At 43.4% G+C, this 13,482-nt stretch carries 13 protein-coding genes; 11 read left to right on the top strand and 2 right to left on the bottom strand.

All coding sequences use genetic code 11. From position 1 onward, the window contains the following. Positions 1-129 precede the first annotated feature (129 nt). Both ERX27_RS08765 and ERX27_RS08760 read right to left on the bottom strand, forming a co-directional pair. Positions 130-1,074: an L-threonine 3-dehydrogenase gene (locus tag ERX27_RS08765; RefSeq protein ID WP_133432465.1), complete on the bottom strand. Its 945-nt coding sequence runs from the start codon at positions 1,072-1,074 to the stop codon at positions 130-132. A gap of 33 nt (positions 1,075-1,107) precedes the next feature. After that, positions 1,108-2,298 carry a glycine C-acetyltransferase gene (locus ERX27_RS08760; protein WP_133432464.1) on the bottom strand — a complete coding sequence of 397 codons (1,191 nt, stop codon included), beginning with the start codon at positions 2,296-2,298 and terminating at the stop codon, positions 1,108-1,110. 319 nt (positions 2,299-2,617) lie between these two features. On the opposite strand from ERX27_RS08760, the gene ald reads away from it, so the two are divergent. The 11 genes from ald to ERX27_RS08710 form a co-directional block, all read left to right on the top strand. Next, positions 2,618-3,733, top strand: a complete 1,116-nt coding sequence (gene ald, locus ERX27_RS08755) for an alanine dehydrogenase (RefSeq protein ID WP_133432463.1) — start codon at positions 2,618-2,620, stop codon at positions 3,731-3,733. 27 nt (positions 3,734-3,760) lie between these two features. Next, positions 3,761-4,801 (top strand): bifunctional threonine ammonia-lyase/L-serine ammonia-lyase TdcB, encoded by a 1,041-nt coding sequence (gene tdcB, locus ERX27_RS08750; RefSeq protein ID WP_133432462.1) that lies wholly within the window; start codon positions 3,761-3,763, stop codon positions 4,799-4,801. A 201-nt stretch (positions 4,802-5,002) separates the two neighbouring features. Next, positions 5,003-6,469, top strand: a complete 1,467-nt coding sequence (locus ERX27_RS08745) for an IucA/IucC family protein (RefSeq protein WP_133432461.1) — start codon at positions 5,003-5,005, stop codon at positions 6,467-6,469. Beyond that, positions 6,470-8,086 carry an IucA/IucC family protein gene (locus ERX27_RS08740; protein ID WP_133432460.1) on the top strand — a complete coding sequence of 539 codons (1,617 nt, stop codon included), beginning with the start codon at positions 6,470-6,472 and terminating at the stop codon, positions 8,084-8,086. A 3-nt stretch (positions 8,087-8,089) separates the two neighbouring features. Beyond that, positions 8,090-9,208 carry an MFS transporter gene (locus ERX27_RS08735; protein WP_133432459.1) on the top strand — a complete coding sequence of 373 codons (1,119 nt, stop codon included), beginning with the start codon at positions 8,090-8,092 and terminating at the stop codon, positions 9,206-9,208. Next, a complete protein-coding gene (locus ERX27_RS11540) occupies positions 9,192-9,782 on the top strand; it encodes an alanine racemase (protein WP_243715885.1) in 591 nt (196 codons plus the stop codon). Before ERX27_RS08735 ends, ERX27_RS11540 begins: the two co-directional genes overlap by 17 nt. Positions 9,783-9,788: 6 nt before the next feature. After that, positions 9,789-10,220, top strand: coding sequence for a type III PLP-dependent enzyme domain-containing protein (locus tag ERX27_RS11535; RefSeq protein WP_243715884.1), 432 nt, complete (start codon positions 9,789-9,791; stop codon positions 10,218-10,220). A gap of 103 nt (positions 10,221-10,323) precedes the next feature. Beyond that, on the top strand, positions 10,324-11,256 hold the full coding sequence (locus ERX27_RS08725; protein WP_133432458.1) for an ABC transporter substrate-binding protein: 933 nt from the start codon (positions 10,324-10,326) through the stop codon (positions 11,254-11,256). Further along, on the top strand, positions 11,246-12,211 hold the full coding sequence (locus tag ERX27_RS08720; RefSeq protein ID WP_133432457.1) for a FecCD family ABC transporter permease: 966 nt from the start codon (positions 11,246-11,248) through the stop codon (positions 12,209-12,211). Before ERX27_RS08725 ends, ERX27_RS08720 begins: the two co-directional genes overlap by 11 nt. Continuing rightward, on the top strand, positions 12,208-12,936 hold the full coding sequence (locus ERX27_RS08715; RefSeq protein ID WP_133432456.1) for an iron ABC transporter permease: 729 nt from the start codon (positions 12,208-12,210) through the stop codon (positions 12,934-12,936). Before ERX27_RS08720 ends, ERX27_RS08715 begins: the two co-directional genes overlap by 4 nt. A gap of 133 nt (positions 12,937-13,069) precedes the next feature. Further along, positions 13,070-13,482 (top strand): transposase (locus tag ERX27_RS08710; protein WP_133432455.1); only part of this gene is annotated, 413 nt, incomplete at its 3' end.

Raw genomic sequence — 13,482 nt, 5'->3', positions numbered from 1 at the left:
GGTAAAATCTAAAGCTACTTATCAGTATAGAACATAAAACCGTTAAAAATTCTTAAAGTTTTCTTAAAAAGCACATGAGCCTTTTTAGCGACAAAAAAACCTTTCCAATCAAGGAAAGGTTAAATCATCTTATTTCTTTTTGATGGCTGCAATCATTTCTTTAGTCATGGTATCTAAATCAAACTTAGGATCGAAGCCCCATTGTTTTTTAGCTTCTGAAGCATCGATTGAGTTTGGCCAGCTTTCTGCGATACCTTGACGAACTGGGTCTACATCGTAGTCAAGTTCGAAATCCGGGATCTCTTTACGGATGCTTGCTGCAACCATTTCTGGATCGATACTCATTGCTGTGACGTTGAAAGCATTACGGTCTTTTAAGTTTTCAGCGGGTGCTTCCATTAATTTGATAATCGCATCGATTGCATCGTCCATGAACATCATATCCATGAATGTACCTTTGTCGATGTATGAAGTGTATTTACCTTCACGAACTGCTTTGAAGTAGATTTCTACTGCATAGTCAGTTGTACCGCCACCTGGTTCTTTAACGTGTGAAATCAGACCAGGGAAACGCACACCGCGAGTATCTACGCCGAAACGGTGGAAGTAGTAGTCACATAATAATTCACCAGATACTTTGTTGACACCGTACATTGTTGTTGGACGTTGGATAGTTGTCTGAGGTGTGTTGTCTTTAGGTGTGTTAGGTCCGAATGCACCGATTGATGATGGTGTGAAGAACTGCATGTTGTGTTTACGAGCAACTTCTAATGCGTTGAGTAAACCACCCATGTTTAAGTTCCAGGCGAATACAGGATCTTTTTCTGCTGTCGCTGATAATAATGCAGCCATATGCATGATTGTATCTGCTTTAAAGTCTTCAGCAATTTTATCCATTCTTTCAGCATCTGTTACATCGAGCTCTTCGAAAGGTCCTTCAAGTACTTTTGCGCCTTCTTCCGGACGACGTAAGTCAGTTGCTAATACGTTGTCTACCCCGTAGATTTCGCGAAGTTTCAGTGTTAATTCTGTGCCGATTTGGCCAAGTGCGCCTGTGATCATAATACGTTTCATGAATATACTTCCTTTCTCTATTTAAAAGTTAAATTATTTGATGATATTTAATTCTTTACCGACTTTTTCGTAGATTTTAAGTGCATCATCTAACATTTCTTTAGTGTGAGCAGCTGTCGGCATATTTCTAACACGACCTGTACCTTTTGGAACAGTAGGGAAGACGATAGATTTAGCGTAAACGCCTTCTTCCATTAAACGTTTAGAGAATTGTTGAGTTGTTTTTTCGTCACCGATGATACATGGTGTGATTGGTGTTTCTGAATGGCCGATATCGAAACCAAGTTCTTTCAGACCTTTTTTCAGGTAGTCACCATTTTCCCATAATTTATCGTGAAGTTCAGTAGATTCCATTAAGATATCGATCGCCTGGATGATAGCAGCTGAATCTCCTGGTGTTAATGAAGTAGAGAATAAGAATGGACGTCCCGCTACTTTAAGCCAGTCGATTAATTCCTGTGTACCTGCTACGTAACCACCGACTACACCGATTGCTTTTGATAATGTACCCATCTGGAAGTCGATTTTGTCTTGAAGACCGAAGTGTTTAACAGTACCTGCACCTTTACCCATAACGCCTGATCCGTGCGCGTCATCGACATAAGTGATGAGGTTGAACTCTTCAGCAATTTTAGCGATTTCTGGCAGTAATGCTACATCGCCGTCCATTGAAAAGACGCCGTCAGTGATGTACATCACTTTTTTGTAAAGACCTGATTCAGTCGCTTCTTTCGCTTTAGCGCGTAAATCTTCCATTTCTGAGTGTTTAACGCGGATGATTTTTGCTTTAGAAAGACGGCAACCGTCGATGATTGAAGCATGGTTCAGTTCATCTGATAAAATCGCATCTTCTTTATTCATGACAGCACTGATAGCACCCATATTACAGTTGAAACCAGATTGGAATGCGATCGCTGCTTCAGTTCCTTTGAATTCAGCAATTTTCTTTTCGAGTTCAACGTGAACATCAAGCGTACCATTGATTGTACGAACAGCACCAGCGCCTACACCGTGAGAATCGATTGTTTCTTTTGCTGCTTTTTTAAGACGATCGTGTGTCGCAAGACCTAAGTAGTTATTAGATGATAAGTTGATTAATTCTTTACCATCAATTTTAATTTTCGGTCCGTTTGCACCTTCAACAACGTTGATTTCATTGTAGAGTCCGTTGTCTTTTAAGTAATCCAGATTTTCATTTAAAAACTGTTGTAAAACTTTAGACATGAATCATGACCTCCTAAGTTTTTTTGTCATGACCATCATAACACTTCTCGAAAGGAAAATAAAAGAAAAGTCCATCCGAAAAGTACATTGTAAAAAATCAGACACAAAAATAGCCTTATTTTATGTATTATTTGCATTTAATCACACTCTGAACAGATAAATAGCGAACGTTTTGTTCGTTTCAGGTGTACACGTGTTTACTCCTTGTGTAACCGTTTACAGTCAGAAATTTGTCAATATTTGCTACTATATATCACTTTACAATCTGTGCATTTGGTTATATGCTTATTGTGAAATAAATCACAAAGGAGTTTTGATCATGAAAATTGGCGTTGTGAAAGAACTGAAACAAGGTGAAGGACGTGTAGCCTGCACCCCTGAGAATGTTAAGAAGTTAGTGGAGTCAGGTAGCGAGGTCGTTGTTCAGCAGGACGCAGGTGTTGGATCAGGATTTACAGATGATATGTACGTAGAAGCAGGTGGCCAGATTGTTTCGCATGAAGAAGCATGGACAGCTAACTTGATTATTAAAGTAAAAGAGCCGGCAGCAAGCGAGTTCCAGTACTTCAAAAAAGACCAGATTATCTGGGGCTTCCTGCACTTAGCTTCTTCTAAAGAGACAGTTGAAGCGATGAAAGAGGCAGGCGTTACAGCCATCAGCGGTGAGACTATCATTAAAGATGGTAAAGCAGAACTGCTGGCGCCGATGAGTGCGATTGCAGGACAGCGTTCAGCAATTATGGGCGCATATTACCTTGAAGGACAGCATGAAGGCCAAGGTATCCTGTTATCAGGCGTTCAGGAAGGTGTTGATATTCCAGGGGGAACAGTCGTGATTTTCGGTGGCGGTGCAGCAGCGGTCAATGCAGCGAATGTTTCACTCGGCTTGAACAGTAAAGTCATCATCATCGAACTGAACGATGACAGAATCAGCTGGCTGAAAGAGCATTATGCAGGTAAAAATGTAGAAGTCGTGAAATCGACACCAGAAAATCTGGCAGAAGAAATTAAGAAGGCCGATATCTTTATTTCTACTATCCTGATTCCAGGTGCGAAACCACCTAAACTGGTGACACGTGACATGGTTAAATCAATGAAAAAAGGCTCAGTACTTGTCGATATCGCAATTGACCAGGGTGGAACAGTAGAAGGCATCAGACCGACAACGATTTCTGATCCTGTTTACGTTGAAGATGGAGTCGTTCACTATGCAGTTCCGAACCAGCCAGGTGCTGTTCCAAGAACATCAACAATGGCACTGGCACAAGGGAATATTAAATACCTGCTTGAAATCAGTGAAAAAGGGCTGGAAAAAGCGCTGACAGAAGATGCTGACCTCCGGACAGGCGTCAATATGTACCAGGGACACATTACAAATAAAGGTCTTGCCGACTCTCATGACATGACTTACGAAGAACTTGAAAGCTTACTCTAAAAAATAAAAATAAGGTGTGAATCTATCATGACAACCAATCCTATTGTTTTACAGACCGCACATATCGTCAATATCGGAGACATCGAAGCTGCCAAAGCACGCATCAAACCATTTATCCGCGAAACGCCTATGATTCAGTCGATGTACTTAAGCCAGAACGTCGTTAAAGGGAATGTCTACCTCAAACTTGAAAATATGCAGTATACAGGTTCGTTTAAATTCCGTGGCGCAAATAACAAGATCAACTCACTGACAGAAGAACAGAAGGCAAAAGGAATCATCGCAGCATCAGCAGGTAACCATGCTCAAGGTGTTGCGCTGACTGCTAAACTGATGGGCATTAAAGCAACAATCGTGATGCCTGAAACAGCACCCATTGCGAAACAGAAAGCGACAGAAGGTTACGGCGCAACAGTTGTATTAAAAGGCGATAACTTCAATGAAACGCGTCTTGCGATGGAAGAGATGGCGAAAGAAACAGGTATGACGATTGTCCATCCTTATGATGACCGTGAAGTCATGGCTGGACAAGGTACAATCGGACTTGAAATTCTTGATTATATCTGGAATGTGAATACGGTGATCTTACCAGTAGGGGGCGGCGGCCTGATTGCCGGTATTGCCACTGCACTGAAATCATTCAACCCGTCTATTCATATCATCGGTGTCCAGTCAGAAAACGTCCATGGTATGGCAGAATCATTTAAAAACAGAAAACTGACTGAACATCGCGATGGTCCGACACTCGCAGATGGCTGTGACGTTAAAATTGCCGGTGATAAAACATATGAAGTCGTCAAACACTTAGTTGATGAATTTATACTGGTATCTGAAGATGAAATTGAGCATGCGATGAAAGATCTGATGCAAAGAGCTAAAATCATCACAGAAGGTGCAGGTGCTCTGCCGACAGCAGCACTGCTCAGCGGTAAGATTGATCCAAAATATCTTGAAGGTAAAAACATCGTTGCGCTTGTTTCAGGCGGTAACGTAGACTTAACTCGCGTCTCAGGCGTAATTGAACATGGTCTGAAAATTGCTGATACTAGTAAAGGTGTTGTAGGTTAATTAAACTGCACAACCGCTTCTCTCAAAATGAGAGGAGCGGTTTTTTGTCTTTTATACTCATTTAAAGTGATTATTTACCTAAAAGAGCAAATGACTTATTTTATGATATTTAGTAATAGTGGAAATTATTGACGTATGGTGACTGTATTTCTGTAATGATAATGATTCTCAATTAGTTTAGGAAAGGATACCCTACATGAAATGAATCATAAACAGTTAATCCATTTTGCGACCATTCATTTTCCTGACCTGTCACTTGAAGATATCGAAGAATCATTGGAGCGTGCTGACTTCAGGACGAAAAAAATGCTTAATCACGCATGTACAAATGAAGCGATTGACCTGACACAAGTTGAACCGGAAGCTTTAAAGCGCCTTGAAGAAGAGATGGCTGATTCCACTGCCAATCTGACGCTCAGTTATCTCCAGTACAAAAGAGATTATGCGAGGTTCGGCAAGACATACAAGTCCATCGGAGAATATTACGCTGCTGAGGGCAAGGATGCGAGTCTGTTTGAACAGTGCTGCTACGAAGGTCATCCCTTTCATCCTATGTCTAAGACCAAGATGGGATTCACGCCTGATAAAGTGATGAAGTTTGCACCGGAATTCAAGCAGCCGGTGGATGTTATGGAAATCCATGTGCATAGCAGTCTAGTCGGAGAAAAAGGTGAGGCTACGCATGGTGAGCAATCTGATTACAGAGTTATCTATGTACACGAATGGCAGTGGGCACATGTCATCATGGCGAAGTATCACGATTTGATAGATGAAGGGCTCATTAAGCTGGGTGCTAAAGTGACTGCAGCGCCGTTACTGTCATTTCGTTCGCTTCTAGCACCAGAAGCGGTTATCAAAACAGCTGTCAGCGTGCAGGCAACGAGTGCTGTACGGAATGTTTCACGCGCTTCTATTGAGAATGGTATAACGCTCAGTCGGTATGTTGACGAGTACTACAGACAACATCACTATACAGGCTGTTATATTCAGAAAGATATCTATGGCAGCTGGTTTCACAATAACGATCCGCAGTTTGCGTGTCTCATGCGGGAACGTATTCCGGAAGATCAAGGGATACCTATCGTCGCAGCAAGCTTCATCAATCAGAGCTTTATTACGGGTGAACTACTGATGAAGGACTTTATAGACGAGCTCGGGTGCAGTGAACGTTTTATCAGACGTTATACTGAACTGCTGATGACAGCTACTTATCAGCTCATGGTTGAAACAGGTATTAGTCTCGAGGCACATATGCAGAACACGGTAATTGTTATAGAGAAAGGTCTGCCAAATGCCGTCTATATCCGTGACTTCGGCGGCATCCGGATACTTGCAGAAACATTGCCTTTGAATAATGACACAGGCATTGAGACGAAGCACCAGAAAGACCTCTTCAATGTGATGAGTCATGCCGTCATCTACAATCACCTGCTCCAGATTTACCGTCATGCGGATGAAGCTGGTCTCATCAACTATGAGACATGTCTCGATATATTGAAAGATGTAGCTGCACAGATTAATGACCAGACTCAGCCGCCAGACGAACTGAATCTGCTCAAGCAGCCTGAGCTGAAGGTCAAGGCGCTTCTCAGCATGCGTCTAAAGACAGAAGCGCATGACTATCAGTTCATCAAAGTCTACAATCCTGTCTATGAGGAGGTGCGCTGAATGTGGCAGCATAAAGTCCGTCAGGAAGCGGCACGGTTCAGTGCGGAGGAAATCAATGAAGGTATCACTGAAGCGATAGCGATCACCAATGAGAAGCTGATGATGGCCATTGTACGGGAAGGACTGCTGTCTTATACATTGTCAGCTGAGAAGTGGAAGTTTCATCTTACCGGACGGCATGTTTTCTTCTACGATCCTGGTACTCGTAGCATTGAGTCAGGTCATGCGATAGATGCACTGCAACTGGTGCATATGCTTGAATGTCACCAGACAGACGAATTGAACTGGAGAACACTCATGCCGGAGATTGAAAACCAGCTCATCAATCAGGCACTGAGTTTGATATTCTGTCGTCATTCACCTGCTGCTGAGCATGCTTACTTGAAGGGTGAACAGCTCTGTCTCACCGGTCATAATCTGCATCCTTGTGCCAAAATCAGAATCGAGATGCCGTTCGATGAGGTTCGAAAATATGCGCCTGAATATAATGATGCCTTTCAGTTGAACTGGCTCATGGTAGATAGGAACCTGCTGTTTGTTGATTTAGATGATAAAGATTACAGGAAACTGATTGCGTTCAGCGGGATTGAAGAAACTATTCCAGAAGGCTGGATTCTCGTGCCTGTTCATCCTTACCAGTTTAAATATGTACTGCCGGATATTTATAGCGAGGAGATAAAGAATGGACAGATCAAACTGCTGCCGCATATAGGCGGATGGGTTAAAAGTACCTCTTCATTTAGAACTGTCTGTCCGCTTGACAGCCGCTATCCGGTGATCAAGCTGCCTGTCGATATTCAGATTACATCGACGAAACGCTCAATCAGCCGGACGACCGCTTTAAATGCAAAGAAAGTGACCGATTATATCCGCACTATTTATCTGCGTGATGCAGAACTGAATCATATCAGCCGACCCGTATATGAACTGGGTGGTGTGACGATGCGGAAAGCAGCGGTGCCTAAACAGCGGAATCTGTCATTTCTACTACGTGAGAACATCAGTGACAGTATCGACGCGGATGAACTTTACTGTGCCAACTGTCTCTTTGAACAAGTAGGGGGCCGGGTGCCTATCGCAAAACAGCTGATTCAATCAACCGGCAGCTCTCCTATTGACTGGTTTGAAAAATACGTGGAACTGCTCGCGACGGTCACCTTGAAGATGATGTCGCTCTATGGCATTGGTCTTGAAGCACATCTGCAGAATATCTCAGTGGCCTTTAACAACGGGTTTCCGGTCAGCATCTACTACCGGGACTGGGGTGGACTACGTATTGATGAGGTCAGAGCAAGACAGCTCGCACTGGAAAAAGGACTCACTTCTGCTACGCGCGAAGAGATGTACGAAAAAGTGCAGAACACACTGATCAGTAATCATCTGTCTGAACTTGTGAAGTTCTTTGTGACATTAGGCTATTCAGAAGAGCGGCTCTGGCAGATTGTCAGAAAGCGAATAGATGACTTCTACCGTATGCATCCTGCTGTTAAAGATTATGAACAGCTGACAGCAGCGGTGATTTATGAGAAAGCCCTGCTGTCGATGCGCCTTATGCCGGACAGGGGTGATATTTATCTCGAGAAGGATAATCCGCTTAATGTCTATGCGTACCGTTAATCCATATCATCGTTTTCTGGCTTCTCTCTTAACAGCAAGAACCATGACTGGATTGATATTATCGTGCTGAACTGGCTCGTCTTCCATTATTCGGGTGAAGTCATGTATTTATCCTATATCAATGCAGCCAGACTGCTGCCGTCTCTTGTACTTGTATCCATTATCGGCAGGCTCGTTGATTGCAGGAGAATGACTGAGCTGATGTACGTCGTCCAGCTTGCTGTCATCGCTTTGACGATGCTGATCTATATGGTCAATGTGCAGTCTATCTTTCTGCTGATTGTTCTCGTAACAGTCAAATCGATATTCGTCAGTATTGATAATGTGCAGCGCAATAAACTATTGTCTACTTTCGCTAAAAAAGAACAACTTGAGCAGGCTATTCAGCTGAATGCGCTGATATTGAACTGTGCGAGACTGGTGGGACCGTTTATTGCAGGACTGTGCCTGGCATATGTAGATTCTATCCAGCTATTAATCCTGCCGGCAGGAGGTGGGCTATGTGTCATGCTTCTGAACCGCTCATTGCCAGACGTCGAATGTGGTGATAGCAAACAACATCAGCTCAAGCCCTATCTCTTACAGCGCCCTCAGTTGATCGGATTAATACTCAGCAGTCTGATGATGATGTTCTTTGGTTTATCTATTTCCGTTATCTTACCTGTTATTGCAGGGAGCAGTCAGCACTATGCTCTTTACACAGCTGTGATTGCAGCAGGCTCTATTTTAACGTTATTACCGGTTTTTAGAGTTAATTGCTCAGAGAACTGTCAGATCTACGGCTCGATTATAATGTCGATTATCGGTTTTTGTGGTCTCCTGGTACCTGGTTTCTGGATAGCTATCCTGTCCTTATTCGTTATCGGTGCTGCGACTCAGAGCTTTAGAACCATCAACAGACTATTAATTCAGCAGCAGACGATAGAGAGATACAGGGGTTCAGTGCTCGCAGTAGCCATGATGGATAGAGGATGCATTCCGCTCGGCGGTGTCGTCTTAACGTTCATCATTAAGCATTATAATCTGACAACGGCGCTTCTTTTGATGATTGCTGGACTGACAGCAACGTTATGCTGTACTTATTACTGGATGAGGAGGTTTCCAAATGCCGAACTGGAATGAACTACTGCAAGGTAAAGATGAAGGTCTGTATATTTATGATCTCACTGCTTTAAAAGAAAGAGCAAAAGTTTTAAGCGACAGTCGTCATCGCATCTTCTATGCCGTCAAGTCAAACTCTGACTTACGCGTCCTTAAAACGCTTATGCCTTTTGTAGACGGCTTTGAAGTGGCTTCGAGAGGTGAGATAGAGAAAATAAGGATGATGAGTCGGGACATTCCGATTATTTTCGGTGGACCTGTCAAAACACAGGAGGACCTTAAGTATGCGCTAGAAAAAGGTGTTACATCGTTCAACGTCGAGAGCTTATTTGAACTGGATGAACTGCAGACACTTTCTGTAGAGAAGGACTGTCACTTGTCTATCCAGCTGAGAATCAATTTAGCTGACATTGAAAGTGACGCCACTTTGAAGATGGCGGGGGTGACACAGTTTGGACTGCCGGAAGAAGACTTCATACAAGCTGTAGAACTTATACAGTCATCCAATCATATGCAGCTAAGCGGCTTTCATTTTCATGCGATGAGCAATAATATGAATGTTTCGCATCACGTCAGTTATGTAGAAGCAGCGTGATATTTTGTGAAGCAGCATCAGAAGCTTCTGCCACCTGAGCCTGTCATCAATATCGGTGGTGGTTTCGGGATTGATTACCAGCAGGAGAAGACATTTGATATGGCGCATTTCATGAATCTGACTGAAGACAGCTCGGTTCTGACGCTTGAAATAGGGAGATGGCTGACGGGTCCTATCGGTTATTACGCAGCAGGGGTCTACGACATTAAAGAGATGCATGGTCAGAACTTTGTGTTGTTGAACGGTGGTACATATCATTTTCGTTTTCCGAAAGCCTGGTTTCACGAACATCCTTTTCTTGTCGTCAAACGGCAGCAGAAGCGGAGCCGGAGGAAGACGCTTCAACAGGTGAAGGCTGTTATTGCCGGGAAGCTCTGTACACCTAATGACGTCTTCGGCCAGAGTATTATTTTGAAGACATTGCAACAGATGATTTAATTATTTTTAAATTCGCTGGTGCGTACGGTCGCGAGATCAGTCACCTCGAATTTCTGAGTCACGCTAAACCTAAAATACTATACATATAACTGGAGGAAGAAACATGAAGAAACTATGGGTTTTAATGATTGCATTACTGGTGCTGGCAGCCTGTCAGAACGAGACAACTAAAGAGTCTAAAGAAGAGGGAAAGACGCATACGGTGAAACATGCGATGGGCACAACAGAAGTACCTGATGCACCTAAACGAGTGGTTGTACTGACAAATGAAGGAACAGAAGCTGTCGTCAGTATGGGTATTCAACCGGTCGGAGCAGCGAACTCTTATGAAGGCAAGCCGTGGTACCCGCATTTAGCAGACAAATATAAAGACATTGAACCGGTGGGTATGGAGTCTGAACTCAACCTCGAGCGTATTGCGAAGTTAAAGCCTGACCTTATCATCGGTAATAAGTTCAGACAGGAAGCACAGTACAAGAAACTGAGCGCGATTGCGCCGACAGTCTTCTCTGAGGAACTGCGCAGTGACTGGCAGGAGAACTTCAAGCTTTACGCAAAAGCACTGAATAAAGTAGACGAGGGCAATAAAGTACTCGCGGATTACGACAAGCATGTTAATGAAGCTAAAAAAGAATTAGGAGACAAACTGAACAGCAAGATTTCGATGGTGCGTTTTATGCCGGGAGATGTCCGCATGTACCAGAAAGACACATTCTCAGGTAATATTCTGAATCAGTTAGGCTTTAAACGTCCTAAAGCCCAGGATGTAGATGACTTTGCTGTCCGCAATATGACGAAAGAACAGATTCCGGAGATGGACGGAGACTATCTCTTCTACTTCACATTCATGGACGGACAGAAAGAAGTGACAGCGCTTGAAAAAGACTGGATCAATGACGCAGCGTTTAAAAATTTAACAGCGGCTAAAAATAATAAAGTCATCAAAGTAGATGATGGTATCTGGAATACTTCAGGTGGTGTCATGTCAGCAAATATGATGATTGATGACCTGAAGGCGAAGGTTCTTGAGAAATAGAATCAGCTTAAGCATCCTACTGCTCTGCGTACCCGTACTGATGTATCTCAGTCTGTCACTGGGTTATACGCATGTTACGTTTAATGAAATCTTTCATTATCTGCAGGGAAAGCCGCATCATGTACTTGAAACAGTCAGAATGCCCAGAATGCTGACAGCGCTCATCGTTGGTATGCTGATGGCAGTCAGTGGTCTTCTGATACAGAGTGTAACCCGTAACCCTTTTGCAAGCCCGGGTATACTCGGCATCAATAGTGGTGCGAGTCTCGCGGTGATGCTAAGCGTCATTTTCGGTCTGACCAGTACCACAGTGGCTGCTTTGACCGGTGCTCTTATAGTCGCGGGCATGATTATTCTTGCGACACTACTGCCAAAGCGACCGCTCAGTATACTGGAAGTTACACTGTTCGGCGCCAGTATTGCTGCATTCTGTGTCGCTATCACACAAGGACTGCTGATTATCAATAATCAGGCACTGGATCAGATGATCTTCTGGATGAGTGACTCCGTGACGCAGAATAAACTGGCTGCACTGAAATGGGTGGGCCCTATTATTATTCTAGGTGTTGCTTTAAGCATCATACTCGCACGTTACCTGGATATTTTTATTGTCGGTGACGACTTAGTACAGGGACTAGGTGTCAATGTGACGCTTTTGAAAGTACAGATCATCATCGCTTCAGCCCTGCTCGCAGCGGCAGCCGTCACGCTGGCTGGACCTATCGGCTTTATCGGGCTGGTAGCACCGCATCTTTCTAAAATGCTTTTCAGAGTGAAACATCTGAAACTTATTCTGGTGACCGCACTGATAGGTGCCTGTCTGCTGCTTGCCAGTGATATATTAAGCCGGTATTTACTCATGCCCCGTGATATTCCTGTCGGGATTACGACGGCACTCATAGGGGTGCCTGTATTCACCTATTTAGTTATCAGAAGGCGAGAGGTGATGAAATGAAACTCATCTACAGCGCTCTGTCACTCTTTTTAGTCACATTGATGGCACTCTGTCTTGGAGACAGCTGGTTGAATCCGGTACAGGCAGTCACCGGCCTCTTCGGCACTAGTGATGCCTATACCAATCTCGTTGTGCAGACGATCAGATTACCCCGCATTTTACTGACCATTGCAGCAGGTGCTGCTTTTGGTATGACCGGCTGTTTACTGCAGACGCTGACTCGTAACCCGCTGGCATCGCCCGACGTTATCGGGCTTTCACAGATGGCGAATGTAGGGGCACTTATGTTTCTTGTGCTGTTTACGAGTACTGGGGGAGCACTTTTGTTTCCTATCCATTATCAGCCGGCGCCTGCCATCTGCTGCGCACTTTTAGCAGGATTTGTGCTCTATCTCTTTAGTTTCTATAAAAGAGTAAGCATCCACCGCTTTATCTTGATTGGTATTGGCATCAATGCCTTAGCGCAGAGTATGGTGACATTGCTCATTCTACTCACCAATAAAAGGGCTGCTCAGGCACATGTCTTTATTACGGGCTCCGTCCAGAATGCGGAATATTATCAGGTCTTAGTGCTGGGCGTGATTCTAGTCGTGCTGACTGGTTTCATTCTGTACTATCATCGTTACTATGATATTTATAAACTTGGACGCGCGACTTCAATTGGTCTTGGCGCCAAATATCAGAAGATAGCTGTTCTGACGCTTGTGAGTCTGGGACATAAATAACTAAATCTACGATTTATCTACTCGACTCAAAAGAAAAACGGAAATTCCTGTATGGAATTTCCGTTTTTAAGTGCAAAAAAAGAAGCTCTCTTTTATAATGTAGTCACCACAACAACAGAAAAGGAGCCTCTTTATGTATAAAAATTATAACACAAATCAACTCATTCTGCCATTGGACACTCGTATCTTGTTCGGAGATAAAGATTTATGTGTCATCATTCATGATCTAGTTGAATCAATACCAGAAAGTCAGTATTCAAAATACTATAACTCCCGAGGAGCTTCCTCGTACCATCCCAAGATGATGCTTAAGATTATTCTTTATTCATATACACAGTCTGTTTTCTCAGACAGACGGATTGAAGCCTCTCTTAATGACAGCATTAGAATGATGTGGTTGTCTCAGGAACAGAAGCCTTCCTATAGAACCATCAATCGCTTTAGAGTTCATCCGGTGATGGATGACCTACTGAAAAATTTGTATACTAATTTCAGAGCTCAGCTAACTGAAAACAATCTGATAGATGAGGATGCCATCTTTATAGA

Source organism: Macrococcus brunensis (assembly GCF_004359615.1).
In the GTDB taxonomy this organism is placed as follows: Bacteria; Bacillota; Bacilli; order Staphylococcales; family Staphylococcaceae; genus Macrococcus; species Macrococcus brunensis.
The sequence above is the reverse complement of the archived record's forward strand: the minus strand, read 5'-3'. Positions and strand labels throughout refer to the sequence as shown.